Origin of the sequence: Cognatishimia coralii, from assembly GCF_037478305.1 — a bacterium.
Classification (GTDB): Bacteria; Pseudomonadota; Alphaproteobacteria; order Rhodobacterales; family Rhodobacteraceae; genus Cognatishimia; species Cognatishimia coralii.
Map to the genome: position 1 here is coordinate 83,219 of NZ_JBBGAZ010000009.1, position 13,138 is coordinate 96,356.

Sequence of the window (13,138 nt, forward strand, 5' to 3'; positions counted from 1 at the left end):
GCTTAAGGGAAGGTGTACCATGGCAGGCGGATATGATGATCGCGACGGTAAGATCTGGTTGGACGGCGAACTGGTGGATTGGCGCTCGGCGAATGTCCACATCCTAAGCCACGCAATGCATTACGCGAGCTCTGTTTTCGAAGGTGAACGCGCGTACAACGGCAAGATCTTCAAAAGCGTTGAGCATTCTGAACGTCTGCTGAAATCCGGCGAGATGCTGGATATGCCGATCCCCTACACCGTCGAAGAACTCGAAGCTGCAAAATACGCGGCGCTTGAGGCCAATGGCCTGACCGACGCCTACGTGCGCGCAGTCGCATGGCGTGGCGCGGGTGATGACATGGGCGTTGCCTCCTCCAAGAACCCGGTCCGCGTTGCTGTCGCGGTTTGGGAATGGGGCGCCTATTATGGCGACGCGAAATTCCAGGGTGCGAAACTCGATATCGCGAAATGGAAACGCCCGTCCCCTGAAACCATCCCGACGGCTGCCAAGGCTGCAGGCCTCTACATGATCTGCACCATGTCCAAACACGCTGCCGAGGCCAAAGGCTGCTCCGATGCGCTGTTTTACGACTATCGCGGCTATGTGGCCGAGGCGACCGGCGCGAACGTCTTTTTCGTGAAAGACGGCGAAGTCCACACGCCGATCCCAGACGCGATCCTGAACGGCATCACACGCCAGACCGTCATCCAAATGCTGAAGGACAAAGGCATCACCGTGCATGAGCGTCACATCATGCCAGAAGAACTCGGCACGTTCGAGCAATGCTGGCTGACCGGCACCGCCGCCGAAGTCACCCCTGTGGGTCAAATCGGAGAGCACAGCTTCGAGGTCGGCGACATCACCCGCGATATCGCGGAAAGCTATGAGGCTTTGGTGCGGGCTTAAGCGCGGTAAAACTCAAGGTTTTAAAGCCGGGCCCAGCGCCCGGCTTTTTATTTACCCCTGCGGAGTCACCGTGGGCCGCGCTTTACCGCGCTCCAGCCCCAGTTTTCGCTCACGATAGATAATCATAATGCCTGCAAAAATCACAATTGACGCCCCCGCGAGGGTCGCAACAGTTGGCACTTCGGCGAAAATGAAATAGCCGATAATCAAGGCGAATAGCATCGACAGGTAGTCAAACGGGGCCAGAGTACTGGCCTGCGCATATCGATAGCCCGTTGTCAGGAAAATTTGGGCGACCCCGCCGACCAAACCTGCCGAGATCAGGAAAACAAACTCTCTCGGTTCGGGCCAAACCCAACCCAGCGGGATGGTCGCCAAAGACGCACAGGTTGCCGTAAGCGAAAAGTAAAAGACGATGGCAGCCGTCTCTTCGGTCTTGACCAAGCGCCTTACATGAACCACCGCCAAAGCGCGCAGGAATGCAGACCCCAGGGCCAACAGAGCGCCGATCAGCATTATGCTTTCAATACCGCCCAGTTCGAACACAGTCAGACGCGGCGCAATGATAATGGCGACTCCAATCAAGCCGATCGCCAATGCGGTTAAGCGAAAAATCCGGATCGTCTCGCCCAGTAAAAGTGCCGCCAGAATAACCGTGAATAAGGGGGCCGCGAACCCAATCGCTGTAACTTCTGGCAGCGGTAGTATGCCAAGGGCGGAAAAGCCCATGACCATTGCTGAGGTCCCAATCAACCCGCGCCACAGATGCCCAAAGGGGTTCTGCGTCTTTAACCCGGTTCGCAGATCATGCCGCTGCGCGAGCCAAATCAGAATGATCGGCATTGCAAAAAACGACCGGAAAAACACCGCTTGGTAAGACGGCACGTGAGGGGCCGAGGCTTTGACCAGGGACGCCATGATCGAAAACAAAAAGAGGGCGATCACCTTAAACAGGATACCGCGACTGGAGGGCATGAATAATCCTTCGGGCTACGCGCGGACCATGCGCCTCAGGCGGCGGAATGACAAGAGGTCAGGTTAACCAAGTTAAAAGCGCACTGAGGGTGACAAAGGCCCCAAGGGTCGATCCAAAGAGAACAAGGCTCGCGAAGCCTTCGAGTTTCAGACGCTGCGTAAAGACGACAAAGATCCCGAAGGTCGGCATCGCCGCAGACAGGATCACGGCGGCATAAAGGTTAGGCGACAGTGCGATCACCCCGGCCGCCGTAAGCCCATATGTGATAGCAAAGGCAATCGCCGGAGACAGCAGGATCTTGGCGCTGACAACCTGTCCCGCACGCAGAAAACTCGTGCCGGGCGGGAGGGACGCCAAAGCGGCTCCAATCACGACGAGCCCCAATGCGCTGGCAGCGGCCGCGAGAATGCTGATGAACTGTTTCGCCGGACCTGGAACGGGAATGTTTAGGAAGTTCACCAATGTCCCAGTCAAAAGCGCAATGATCAGAGGCGTTTTCAAAACAGACAGGAAGATAAGACCAATCCGCCGAAGCCCCCCACCGCGCTCGGTTTCCGCGCTGCGCATCAGCATCATGCAGAGCGGCACGATCAGAAGGTTTTCAACCACCAGATTGAGCGCAAGGATCACCGGCGCGAGGTGCGGCATTGCCAATAGGAAAAACGCATACCCAACAAAACCATTGTTCGGACAGCTAGACCCCATCACGCCTGCCGCGCGAATTTTTGTTTCCCACCCTAGTGCGCCAAACGTCACATAGCTTATTGCCATGACCGCCAGACCACTCAGGGCGTAGGGCAGCATGTAATCGGCGTTCAAAACCTCGCTCAGGGGGCGTGTTGCCATCGCCTGAAAGATCAAAGCCGGAAACGCCACATTGATCACAAAGCGTCCAATGATGCGCATATCGCTGTCACTAAACGCTTTGGTTTTTACCAGTGTGAAGCCAAGCGCGATGGCCAGGTAGATCGGGAGAACGATGTAGAGAATATCAATCATTGCAACAATTTGGCCCAATGGTCGGGCAGATCCGTATCCATTTCCTTGGCCAATTGTTTCAAATAGGCCAGCATAAGGCGCGCCCTCTTACGCGCAATTTTGCGGCCCTTTTCGGTCACCATCTCATGCGGCAGTTGCAAGAGCTTAAGATGCCAGTGGTCGATCGACCAAAGCTGATCATCCAGATCTCGATCCGCCGCGAACGGGTCATTGGGGTCCAACAAGGGCCGCCCCATGGTTCCCGCCACCATAAAGGTACGCGCGATCCCAACGGCCCCCAAAGCGTCCAATCGATCAGCGTCGCGCAGGATCTCGGCCTCAAAGCTTTCCGGTGGAATTCCCGCGGAATAGCTATGGGCCGCAATCGCGTGTTGCGCCGCTTTGATCTCGTCCGAGGTGAACCCAAGGTCGGTCAGAAACGGCGCTGCTTTCTCGGCGGACATCCGAGAGGCCTCGGCCCTGTTATGCGCGTCTTTGGGCAGGTTCACCAGATCGTGGAAATACGTAGCCCCCAAGAGCACGCGCAGATTCACGCCCTGCTCAGACTTGGCAATGCGATGAGCGTTCGCCCAAACCCGATCCAAATGCGCGATGTCATGCGCGGGATCTTGTTCCATTTCCCGTTGAATAATCGCGCGAAGCTCTGCGCGAAGGGCCTCCATCAGCCGATCTTGCCTTGGTTTTCACCGATCTGACCGCGATGCAGCAGCAGGTGATCCAGGATCACACAGGCCATCATCGCCTCTGCCACTGGCACCGCGCGGATGCCCACACAAGGGTCATGACGACCCTTGGTGATGACTTCGGTCGGGCTGCCGTCCTTACGGATCGACTGGCGAGGGGTAAGGATCGAGGACGTCGGTTTCACAGCAAACCGCACAACCACATCCTGACCGGTGGAAATCCCACCCAAGATGCCGCCCGAGTGGTTGGACGAATAGACTGGCTGGCCGTCATTGCCCATAAAGATCTCATCTGCGTTTTCCGAGCCCTTGAGGCCCGCCGCCGCCATGCCTTCACCGATCTCAACCGCCTTGACCGCATTGATCGACATCATCGCCGCTGCCAGGTCCGTATCGAGCTTGCCATAGATCGGAGCCCCAATCCCTGCAGGCACCCCACGCGCAACAACTTCGATCACAGCGCCCACGGAGTCATGCTCTTTGCGCAGCGCTTGCAGGTAGTCCTCCCACTGTTGCGCCACCTCGGCGCCTTGCGGGATCCAGAAGTCGTTCTGATCAATCGCGTCCCAGTCAAAGGCCTCGCGATCAATCTCCATCGCGCCCATCTTGGTCATATAACCTTTGATCTCAAGGCCCGGCACCAGCGCCTCGATAGCCTCACGTGCCACGCCACCGGCCGCCACCCGCGCGGCAGTTTCGCGTGCCGAACTACGCCCGCCGCCGCGATAGTCGCGGTTGCCGTATTTCTGGTGATAGGTGATGTCGGCATGTCCCGGACGGAAGGTCTGCGAGATCTCGCCATAGTCCCGGCTGCGTTGATCAGTGTTTTCGATCATCAGCTGGATCGGCGTGCCCGTCGATTTGCCTTCAAAGACACCCGACAGGATCTTCACCGCGTCAGGCTCGTTGCGCTGTGTGGTGTTCTTGTTCTGACCCGGACGGCGTTTGTCGAGCCAGACCTGCAGCATTTCAGGCGTCACAGGAACATTCGGAGGGCATCCATCCACCGTCGCGCCCAGCGCAGGCCCGTGGCTTTCACCCCAGGTGGTGACGCGGAAAAGATGGCCAAAACTGTTCATCGACATGGGACTGCTCCTGATTTCCCATTCCCTTTAGCGGGAATTCGAAAGAGGGGGAAGTGTTCAGGAAAACCGCTTTGTATTTGGTTTGCGATTGGGGTAGCCAACAGACAGGCTGGCCCCGTGGCTCAACTGGATAGAGCAGCCCCCTCCTAAGGGGCAGGTTGCAGGTTCGAATCCTGCCGGGGTCGCCAAAACTACCTGAAAAATATGGCTTATTTACAGGACGTTGCGCGGAAGCGTGCAGAAAGTCCCGTCGGCTTTCGCGGCGTAATCGGCTGAAACAGCCGATTTCTCGTACAAAACCTGTACAAAATTCGCACGTTTGTGCGTATTTCGGGGGCCAATCATGAGCCGCCATAGCTTTGATCCCGAAATCGCGGGACGTGTTGGCCTGAACGCAGCGGTGATTTTCCAGAACATCACCTTCTGGATCGAGAAGAACCGAGCCAATCGCCGTAACCTTCGAGACGGGCGGTATTGGACCTACAACTCGATCTCGGCTTTTGGTGAGTTGTTCCCCTATCTGAGCGAAAAGCAGATCCGAACAGCGCTCGAAAAGCTGGTCAGCGCAGAGCTGATCATCAAGGGCAACTTCAGCGATGATCGCTATGACCGGACCTGTTGGTATGCCTTGGGCAACTCCATTTGCCCAATTGGGCAAATCGATCCGACCGAAAGGGAAAATGATGTATTTGCCCCTGAGGGCAAGCCATCTGCCCCAGAGGGCAAATCCTATAAGAACAGATATAAACCATATCAAAAACCAAATCCTTCGCATGCGAAGGCGGCGGTGGAGGATGAGGTTTCAGAAAAGATTTTGTCCGCCTATCCAGAGGATAGAATTCGCGGCAAAGCGGTTTGCCTCTCGCAAATCCGCCAAGCGCTGGCCGACGGTGTGGATGCAAAAGACCTCGAGGACGCCGTGCGGGCCTATGCGAGTGATAGTGAAGGTTTCACCCGCTCCAAGGTGTGCTTCTCCGACAATTGGTTCTCCTCTGGCCGCTGGCTGAAATATCTCCACGACGTTGAGGAGGCGCGAGAAGCGGGCAAAGCCAAAGAGGCTGGATTGCTGAAAGGTTTGGCCGACTGGGTCACGGACAAGCACCCCCTTTGCCGCCACATAACACCCGGCCAAGTGACCGCGTTGCTGGCCGCAAACCTGGTCAGCCCTGCTGAAATCGAGGCGGCGGGGCTCAGAGCATGAGTGCGACCGATCTCCACGAAGAGCAGAGAGCAAGGTTACCCACCGATTACATCGGCGGGACTTGTGAGGGGCGGCAAGCCTCCCCTTCAAACCCCAACCAGACGCACGCAAGCGGCGTCAAAGAGGGCCTTTCCGAGAGCGTGATCTTTCGATGCACCCCGTCGGAAAAGGCAGCGCTTGTGGCCAAGGCGCGCGCCGCTGGTCTACCCAATGCCACGCTGATGCGCGAGGCCTTGGGGCTGATAGAGGCACGTCGGCGCAAGCCCGTCCCCCGTGTTGACCCAAAGCTGACCTTTGCGATTGCCCGTGTCGGCGGCAACCTCAATCAGCTCTCCCGCTGGATCAACGGTGCGGTCAAATCCGGCCGCGCGAGCCAGATCGATGCGCTCAAAGTCACGGCTCAGTTGGTGGTCATTGAACGGCAATTGGCGCAGATCGTGGCGGCACACACAGGCGGTGGCGAATGATCATCTCGTTCTTCTCCACCGGCACTGGCGGCGGTGCAACTCCCGTGGATTACCTGACAGCTCGCGAAGTTCTGGCCTATGACGATAACCGCAATCTGATCCGCGACGACACCGGCCAGCCGCAAATCAAGATCCGCGACCCGCTGCCCGAGGTGCTGCACGGCAACCCCGATCAGACCCACCGCCTGATCGACGCGAGCCCCAATAAGTGGAGCTACACGGCAGGCGTGATCAGCTTTGCCGACAGCGACGATCCCAGTCCCGCCGCCCAGCAAGAGGCCATTGAGCTATTTGAGGCTCTGGCCTTTGCCGGGCTGGACAGGGATCAATACGATTGCCTCTGGGTGCGCCACTCGCATGAAGGCAATGTCGAGCTGCACTTCTGCACGCCACGCCTTGAGCTGAGCACGGGCAAAGCGTTGAACATCGCACCGCCAGGCCATGAAAACGCCTTTTCCAGCCTGCGTGATTTGATGAACAAGACGCACGGTTGGGCAGACCCTTTGGAGCCAGATCGCGCTCGCGAAGTGAGGGCGACGATTGAAGCGCCGACGCGCGCGCGAGGTCGCGAAGCGCTGCACGATTGGATCCTCGATCAGATCAGTGTCGGCACCATCAGCGACCGCGCCAGCATGATCGACGCGCTCACAGACGCGGGCTTCGAGATCCCCCGTGCCAGCAAGAATTACATCACCGCCAAAGACCCCGACACCGGCGAGCGTTGGCGTTTGAAAGGAGAGATTTTCCATGACGACTGGCAAGCCGAACCGCCTCGCCGAGAAATTGAACGCGGACCTGGAGGCAGTACGCAGCGACCACGCCGCCTTGATGGCATCTCAACTGGAGAGCTTCAGGAGCGATTTCAGCAGCATTGCGACCAGCGCGCTGCATACAATCGAGACCGATATCAGGTTCTTTCTGAGCGACAGCAGGAGCGAGTTGGAGAGGCGGAGCGAGACGATCAGGCGCTGGTTGACGATCTCACCCTGGGTGATCGTGGGGATGGCTTCAGCCTGGATCGCGACAGTGCTGATCGCGAGTGGGTTTTGGATGGGTTTGATGGCGCATTCGGAGATGACGGAACTTGGCCTGACACGGATCGAACAGTCCGGGCAGACATGGTTGACGCTCGACCCCGACCGGACCGAATTGAAGACCTGCACCATGGCCGGGACGCCGGTCATCTGTATCGAGATCAAGGAACCCTAGATGACAGAGACCCTGACAGCATTGGAACGCGAATTGCTCGCATCCGTCGAGCGGTTGGTGACGGCCTGCGAGAGTTCAGCCAAGGAATTGCACGCCTTGGAGAAGCGCTCGACCAGCAGGATCGAAAGCAAGGTGAATGGCTTGGCGCATTGCGTGGCGCTATTGATGAAATCACATCTCACGTCCGTCACCACATTGGCCGACTTGCTGCGCGAGGAGCAGAATTACGCGACGCTGCAGGCGGGGTTAGAGACCAGCTGGAAACTAGCGAAAGACGCCGAGAAGCGACTGAAAGAGAGTTAAACGCGAGAGATAGCCACCGCAGCGCCGGACATTCGCTTTGATCTAACTGCAAATGTTGGCGTGGTTCGAGGGTCAACAGTGGGAATCTTAGATTCGTTCTACAGCAATTCACCACACGTCTGCGATTTCTTTGCTGGGTGCGTATGCGGATAAACCGGCACTTCATGTAGAATGCAGCGAAAAGCTCGAACGAGCCCAAACTGCTTAGTGCTGCGTTTGGTGTGAACGGGTGCGAACCGCTCTCTGCTGCCGTTAGGTTTTAGGCAGTATGTTCGAGAAGCCGAATCTTAACCCTGGTCAGGGACGACCCGTTTGAGCTGCCATTTCATCCAAATCCCCGGAGGTCGCAGTTTCATCGGGCTTGTCATTCGGTGCGTCCTCAAAATCGAGCACTGTTCGCCGGGGCAGCCTGCGGGGCAAAGCGATCACGAGCAGGAAGGGATCGAGTTCTTGCGAAGCGCTGAACAGGCGCTCCGCAACACGTGCTCAGTGAGACATTCTGGAATTTCTTAGGTTTCCGAGATCAAGGCCCTAATGTTGGCGGGACCGGTGGGGCGAATGCCCGATGGGTTCAGCGCTTTGATCGAATGATAGCCACGGGTAATGTGATCCATATTCACCGTCTCGGCGATGCCTGGCAGGCGATAGATGCGCGCCATCAATGCCGACAGCCGGGGATAGCTTGCGATCTGTCTGCGGTTTGCCTTGAAGAGACCGTGATAAGCGACGTCAAATCGGATCAGCGTAACGAACAGGCGAACATCGGTTTCGGTCAGGTGGTCGCCGAAAAGATAGTCCCCGATCAGCCGGTCTTCCAGCATCTCAAGCGTTGAGAACACGCCTTCCACGGCCTCGTCATAGGCTTCCTGCGAGCTTGCAAAGCCGCATTTATAGACGCCATTGTTGAGCTTGTCGTAGATCACAGCATTCAGCGCGTTTATCTCGGCCCCCTGTGCCTCGGGGTAAAGCCGGTGGTCGGAGGGCGCGATATGCTCGAAGGCTGTGTCGAACATGCGCAGGATGTCGGCGCTTTCGTTACTCACCATCACGCCCTGCTTTTCGTCCCAAAGAACCGGTACCGTCGCGCGTCCGGTGAAATGCGGATCGGCGCGGGTATAGATCTCGTGCATGTAACGCGCGCCGAAAAGAGGGTCTTCGTCGCTGCCGGGATATTCGCCAAAGGACCAGCCCTGATCGCTGAGTGTCGGGTTGACCACCGTGACCGGGATCATGTCATCCAGCCCCTTGAGTTTGCGGGCGATCAGCGCGCGCGAGGCCCAGGGGCAGATCAAGGCGACATAAAGCCGGTAGCGGCCAGGTTCGGCCTTGAAGCCCCCCTCGCCGGTTGGGCCAGCGCTGCCATCGGGGGTGATCCAGTTGCGAAAGCTCGACACTTGCCGCACGAAACGGCCCTTTTCGTCCGCCTTTTGCACCGGCTGCCAGTTTTCCATCCATTTGCCGTCTACAAGCATTGATTCGCCCTCCTTAAGCGGCGTGAAATACAAAAGAGCGCATCGAGATCGACCCAAGGTCGATATCGTCGGTCATGAAGGTCAGCGCATCGCGCTTGTCAGACGCCCCTGCAATGGTGAGCGCGGGAAGATAGTGATCCACAGATGGATGCGCCATGCGCAGCAGTGACCCTAGACCTTTGCGGTTGCTCAACGCGGCGAAGTCCCGGTCCTTGAGCTTTTCGGCAAATAGCGTGTCGAATTCGACGGCGAAGTCCTGCGGTGCGCTGCCTGCGCCCCAACGGGCGGCGCGCAGGTTATGCACCACATTGCCTGACCCAAGGATCAGAACACCGCGGTCGCGCAGCTCTGACAGAGCCTGGCCGATCTCAAGCTGGTAGCCAAGGTCTTGTCGCATGTCGATCGAGACCTGAAACACCGGCACATCCGCACTGGGGTAGAGGTATTTCAGCACCATCCAGGCCCCGTGATCGAGGCCCCAGAGATCGTCCTCTTCGGCATGGTGGCTGGCCAGAAGTGACACCACCTCACGCGCCAGCTTCGGATCGCCTTGAGCCGGGTATTGCTGCGCAAAAAGCGCCTCGGGGAAGCCATAGAAATCGTGGATTGTGCGCGGCATGGCGGACACATCCACCAGGGTTGTGCCCGTGCTCATCCAATGTGCGGACACGACCAGAATGGCCTTGGGTCGGGGCAAGCTGCGGCCCAGCTTGGTCCAGGCGCGGCTGTAGTCTGTGGCTTCGATGGCATTCATCGGGCTGCCGTGACCAAGGAAAACCAGCGGCATCCGGTCGCTCGGAGAGAGCCGCTCTTTGAGATCATTAAGGGATTGTGCGGTGTTCATGACGATGCTCCGTTGATTTGGGGGACGCCCAAAAGCGGCCCCCATGGCTTCAGGCGAAACGGCCCAACGTAGTTTGTAGGACAGGGATTTTCAGCGCATAGGCGCCGTTTCCAAGCAAAGCGATGGCACCAAGCACAACCGCCCAGTAGAGCGGGAATTCCCATCCGCCACCTTCACCCGAAAACAGCCATCCGTTGGATGAATGCACCCAGGTCGCGCCCAGCAGCACCGGGATCAGCGCCAGGGCGGCCAACCGTGTGGCCACGCCTGCGATCAGGGCCACGCCCCCCGCCAATTCGGCGAAAATGGTGAGATAGGCGAAAAGGCCGGGCAGGCCGAGGCTTTCGAAATAGCCGACGGTTCCCGCGATGGTGAAGACATTCACCTTGAGAAGCCCGTGGGCCAGAAACAGCACGCCGCTGGACACGCGCAAGATGGTTGCTGCGTAGTCGGCGTTTGAATAATTGGTCATGGTTCTGTCTCCTGTTTTTGGGGTTACGCGGCTTGCCATTGAGGGGCGATTTCTGCGCCCTGGCCCAGCACATAGCCAAACTGAATGTTCATGAAGCCAAGCGGCTCAAGGTAGCGGGCGTTTTTCAGCGGTCCTGCATCCACCGGGACAAGGCCGATCTCACTTGCGAGGGCTTTCACCTTGTCGCGTGCGGCGTTGTCATCGGCGGCCACAAAGGTTTGCAAGGGCTGGTCGCCGATGGTCAGACCGGTGCCATAATGCTGGGCGAAGATGGTGTTGAACGCCTTCGCGACCGAGGCACCGGGCAACATTGCCGCGATCTCTTCTGCAGCCGAGCTGTTTCCTGCGACCTGCAGGCCCGAGAAATCGTCTGTCACCGGGTTCGATACATCGATCACCAGCTTGCCGGTGAAATCCGCCTGTCCGGCCACATCCTTGGCCGCGCCATAGGGCGTGGCGAGGATCACGGTGTCGGCCGCTGCGACGGCGCTTGCCAGGTCGTCTTCTTTGCCATAGGCGGCGACATCGTGACCCGCCTTGGCCAGTACAGCGGTCAGGCCTGACCCGACATTCCCATTTCCAATAACTGCGATTTTCATGTCTTTACTCCTTTATTCGCCGCGTTGTCGCGGCCTGTGTTCTGACCCCTATTTACGGCTTGCAAACATTCAACAAAATGGCGAAGCTATTGAATGACTATCCACAAAGTGTTCGCAATAATTTCCCATGGACCTCACCGATGAACTCAAGGCCTTCGTGGCCACCGCACAGACAGGGTCGTTCACCGCGGCGGCTGATCAGCTTGGCGTGTCGAACCGGCTGACTTCGAAATATGTGGCCGAGCTTGAGGCACGGCTTGGCGTGCGGCTGTTCCAGCGCACAACGCGCAAGGTTGGCCTGACACCGGCAGGTGAGGATCTTCTGGCCCGCGCGCCGGCTTTGCTGGACGATCTCGATGACCTGCTGGCCGAGGTCTCTGAAGGGTCACGCGGTTTTACCGGTGTGATCCGCGTCTCGGCGCCAGTTACCTTTGGCGAGCTTTATGTCGTTGGGATGCTGCGCCGCTTTGCCGATGCAAATCCCGGCCTGAGTTTCGACCTGCGTCTCAGCGACGCCTATGTGGATCTCGCGCGCGACGGGATCGACCTGGCTTTCCGCATCGGCCGATCCGAGATGCTCTCGCTTAAGGAACGCAAATTGGGCACCTTGCGCTCTCGCCTTGTGGCCAGCCCCACCTATCTTACCGCGCAGGGGCAGCCAGACCATCCAGCGGATCTGGCGCATCATGCCTGCATCGTTGACACCAACCGCCGCGCGCCGCGCCGCTGGGTCTTTCACAGGGGGGAAGAGGATCTGGAGGTACAGGTACAAGGCCGCTTTCATGTCAATTCCGCCCGCGCCGCAGCAGAACTGGCGACCAATGGGCTTGGCATCGCCTATGCCCCGCGCTTCGCAATCTGCGACGGGCTGTCCGCTGGCAAGCTTGTCGAGCTGATGCAGAACTATTCCGGTGACACGACCACCGTGAATGCGGTCTACTTGGAGGGTCGGGCGCTGCCCCGGAAGATCCGAGCGCTGATCGACTTTGCCGTGGAAGACATAAAAACCTCGGATGTTTTATAATCGCAAATTGCGAACATTTTGTTCCAAGTGATACTGCAACTTCAACATTTTCGGCTGAATTTGGCGGACCTATGTTCCGTTTATCGCATCACAGATGATGCAGAACACAGAGCAAAGGAAAGCTGAAATGAAAACCGCAACCCTTATCACCGCCGCCGTTATGGCCGCCACATTTGGTACGGTTTCTGCTGCGCAGGATAACGATGTCACCACTGCCGCCCTGGCCGAACTGGCCCAGCGTCAGGCCGAAGACGCGCGCATTGCCAAGAACCTGGAAACCTTCGACATGCTCGATTTCGAAGTGTTTTCGAACCAGCAATGGGACCGGCTGCATGAAAGCCACGCCGAAGACATCAAAGTGCATTGGCCCGATGGCCGCGTGACCGAAGGTCTCGACGTGCATATCGAAGACCTCAAAGCGTTTTTCGTCTTCGCACCGGACACCCGGATCGAAACCCACCCTGTCCGCATTGGCCAGGGTGAATGGACCGGCGTAGTTGGTGTGATCGAAGGCACGTTTTCGGAACCGATGCCGATCGGTGGCGATCAGTTCATCCAACCCACCGGCCAAAGCTATAAGCTGACCATGGCCACTGTGGGCCACTGGACCGACGAAGGTGTCATGGATGAAGAATACCTGTTCTGGGACAACCATGCCTTTTACAAACAAATCGGTCTGATTGACTAAACCACTATCAGATCGGTAATAATTCGACGCCGTTCCAGACCCTGGAGCGGCGCTTTACCAACCTTGGTCGCTGGTGTGGCATAAGCAGCGTTCAACCTGAGCGGTGCAGCGAAAGCTAACTAAGTCCCGCATTGCAGACCTTGATGTGGCCTGCGGCAAAGGTCCGCTGAGCGGACAAAGTGCCCTTTCGCTGCAGCAGCAACAAGGTCTGCTTCCACGTCGTCCTA

14 protein-coding genes and 1 tRNA gene are annotated in these 13,138 nt (G+C 58.0%); 7 read left to right on the forward strand and 8 right to left on the reverse strand.

What is annotated here, in order from left to right; all coding sequences use genetic code 11:
• The first annotated feature begins 19 nt into the window (after positions 1-19).
• Positions 20-889, forward strand: coding sequence for a branched-chain amino acid aminotransferase (locus tag WG622_RS14760; RefSeq protein WP_339404312.1), 870 nt, complete (start codon positions 20-22; stop codon positions 887-889).
• A gap of 51 nt (positions 890-940) precedes the next feature.
• Here the strand turns inward: WG622_RS14760 and WG622_RS14765 are convergent, their stop codons facing one another.
• Genes WG622_RS14765 through aroC form a run of 4 tightly spaced genes read right to left on the reverse strand, consistent with a single transcriptional unit; the run spans position 941 to position 4,632 of the window.
• Positions 941-1,864, reverse strand: coding sequence for a DMT family transporter (locus WG622_RS14765; protein ID WP_339404313.1), 924 nt, complete (start codon positions 1,862-1,864; stop codon positions 941-943).
• A 58-nt stretch (positions 1,865-1,922) separates the two neighbouring features.
• Positions 1,923-2,864: an AEC family transporter gene (locus WG622_RS14770; RefSeq protein WP_339404314.1), complete on the reverse strand. Its 942-nt coding sequence runs from the start codon at positions 2,862-2,864 to the stop codon at positions 1,923-1,925.
• Positions 2,861-3,526, reverse strand: a complete 666-nt coding sequence (locus WG622_RS14775) for an HD domain-containing protein (RefSeq protein WP_339404315.1) — start codon at positions 3,524-3,526, stop codon at positions 2,861-2,863. Before WG622_RS14775 ends, WG622_RS14770 begins: the two co-directional genes overlap by 4 nt.
• Positions 3,526-4,632 carry a chorismate synthase gene (aroC, locus tag WG622_RS14780; RefSeq protein WP_339404316.1) on the reverse strand — a complete coding sequence of 369 codons (1,107 nt, stop codon included), beginning with the start codon at positions 4,630-4,632 and terminating at the stop codon, positions 3,526-3,528. Before aroC ends, WG622_RS14775 begins: the two co-directional genes overlap by 1 nt.
• Positions 4,633-4,743: 111 nt before the next feature.
• Here aroC and WG622_RS14785 point away from each other — a divergent pair.
• From WG622_RS14785 to WG622_RS14800, 4 genes are all read left to right on the forward strand, one after another.
• Positions 4,744-4,820 (forward strand) — tRNA-Arg (locus tag WG622_RS14785).
• Positions 4,821-4,975: 155 nt separating this feature from the next.
• Positions 4,976-5,833 carry a hypothetical protein gene (locus WG622_RS14790; RefSeq protein WP_093325312.1) on the forward strand — a complete coding sequence of 286 codons (858 nt, stop codon included), beginning with the start codon at positions 4,976-4,978 and terminating at the stop codon, positions 5,831-5,833.
• Positions 5,830-6,300, forward strand: coding sequence for a plasmid mobilization protein (locus tag WG622_RS14795; RefSeq protein WP_244503646.1), 471 nt, complete (start codon positions 5,830-5,832; stop codon positions 6,298-6,300). Before WG622_RS14790 ends, WG622_RS14795 begins: the two co-directional genes overlap by 4 nt.
• A complete protein-coding gene (locus WG622_RS14800) occupies positions 6,297-7,853 on the forward strand; it encodes a relaxase family protein (RefSeq protein WP_093325311.1) in 1,557 nt (518 codons plus the stop codon). Before WG622_RS14795 ends, WG622_RS14800 begins: the two co-directional genes overlap by 4 nt.
• 468 nt (positions 7,854-8,321) lie before the next feature.
• Here the strand turns inward: WG622_RS14800 and WG622_RS14805 are convergent, their stop codons facing one another.
• The 4 genes from WG622_RS14805 to WG622_RS14820 are packed head-to-tail and all read right to left on the reverse strand — an operon-like array spanning position 8,322 to position 11,199.
• The gene (locus WG622_RS14805; RefSeq protein ID WP_050687535.1) at positions 8,322-9,284 is read right to left on the reverse strand and encodes a glutathione S-transferase family protein; all 963 of its coding nucleotides are present in this window, start codon (positions 9,282-9,284) and stop codon (positions 8,322-8,324) included.
• 13 nt (positions 9,285-9,297) lie between these two features.
• Positions 9,298-10,128: a 4,5-DOPA-extradiol-dioxygenase gene (gene ygiD / locus WG622_RS14810; RefSeq protein WP_093325309.1), complete on the reverse strand. Its 831-nt coding sequence runs from the start codon at positions 10,126-10,128 to the stop codon at positions 9,298-9,300.
• A 49-nt stretch (positions 10,129-10,177) separates the two neighbouring features.
• Complete coding sequence (locus WG622_RS14815) at positions 10,178-10,600, reverse strand: DoxX family protein (protein WP_050687539.1); 423 nt, start codon at positions 10,598-10,600, stop codon at positions 10,178-10,180.
• 23 nt (positions 10,601-10,623) lie between these two features.
• Complete coding sequence (locus tag WG622_RS14820; protein WP_050687541.1) at positions 10,624-11,199, reverse strand: NADPH-dependent F420 reductase; 576 nt, start codon at positions 11,197-11,199, stop codon at positions 10,624-10,626.
• Positions 11,200-11,326: 127 nt separating this feature from the next.
• Here WG622_RS14820 and WG622_RS14825 point away from each other — a divergent pair, with 127 nt between their 5' ends.
• Positions 11,327-12,223 (forward strand): LysR family transcriptional regulator, encoded by an 897-nt coding sequence (locus WG622_RS14825; protein ID WP_050687543.1) that lies wholly within the window; start codon positions 11,327-11,329, stop codon positions 12,221-12,223.
• A gap of 127 nt (positions 12,224-12,350) precedes the next feature.
• Positions 12,351-12,911 (forward strand): ester cyclase, encoded by a 561-nt coding sequence (locus tag WG622_RS14830; protein ID WP_050687619.1) that lies wholly within the window; start codon positions 12,351-12,353, stop codon positions 12,909-12,911.
• Positions 12,912-13,138: the final 227 nt, after the last annotated feature.

Excerpts from the sequence above, each read along its gene's own strand:
- WG622_RS14815 (WP_050687539.1), bottom strand. The coding sequence starts at position 10,600 with ATGACCAATTATTCAAACGCCGACTACGCAGCAACCATCTTGCGCGTG.
- WG622_RS14800 (WP_093325311.1), top strand. The coding sequence starts at position 6,297 with ATGATCATCTCGTTCTTCTCCACCGGCACTGGCGGCGGTGCAACTCCC.
- WG622_RS14830 (WP_050687619.1), top strand. The coding sequence starts at position 12,351 with ATGAAAACCGCAACCCTTATCACCGCCGCCGTTATGGCCGCCACATTT.
- WG622_RS14765 (WP_339404313.1), bottom strand. The coding sequence starts at position 1,864 with ATGCCCTCCAGTCGCGGTATCCTGTTTAAGGTGATCGCCCTCTTTTTG.
- WG622_RS14805 (WP_050687535.1), bottom strand. The coding sequence starts at position 9,284 with ATGCTTGTAGACGGCAAATGGATGGAAAACTGGCAGCCGGTGCAAAAG.
- WG622_RS14825 (WP_050687543.1), top strand. The coding sequence starts at position 11,327 with ATGGACCTCACCGATGAACTCAAGGCCTTCGTGGCCACCGCACAGACA.
- WG622_RS14820 (WP_050687541.1), bottom strand. The coding sequence starts at position 11,199 with ATGAAAATCGCAGTTATTGGAAATGGGAATGTCGGGTCAGGCCTGACC.
- ygiD (WP_093325309.1), bottom strand. The coding sequence starts at position 10,128 with ATGAACACCGCACAATCCCTTAATGATCTCAAAGAGCGGCTCTCTCCG.
- WG622_RS14790 (WP_093325312.1), top strand. The coding sequence starts at position 4,976 with ATGAGCCGCCATAGCTTTGATCCCGAAATCGCGGGACGTGTTGGCCTG.
- WG622_RS14770 (WP_339404314.1), bottom strand. The coding sequence starts at position 2,864 with ATGATTGATATTCTCTACATCGTTCTCCCGATCTACCTGGCCATCGCG.
- WG622_RS14775 (WP_339404315.1), bottom strand. The coding sequence starts at position 3,526 with ATGGAGGCCCTTCGCGCAGAGCTTCGCGCGATTATTCAACGGGAAATG.
- aroC (WP_339404316.1), bottom strand. The coding sequence starts at position 4,632 with ATGTCGATGAACAGTTTTGGCCATCTTTTCCGCGTCACCACCTGGGGT.
- WG622_RS14795 (WP_244503646.1), top strand. The coding sequence starts at position 5,830 with ATGAGTGCGACCGATCTCCACGAAGAGCAGAGAGCAAGGTTACCCACC.
- WG622_RS14760 (WP_339404312.1), top strand. The coding sequence starts at position 20 with ATGGCAGGCGGATATGATGATCGCGACGGTAAGATCTGGTTGGACGGC.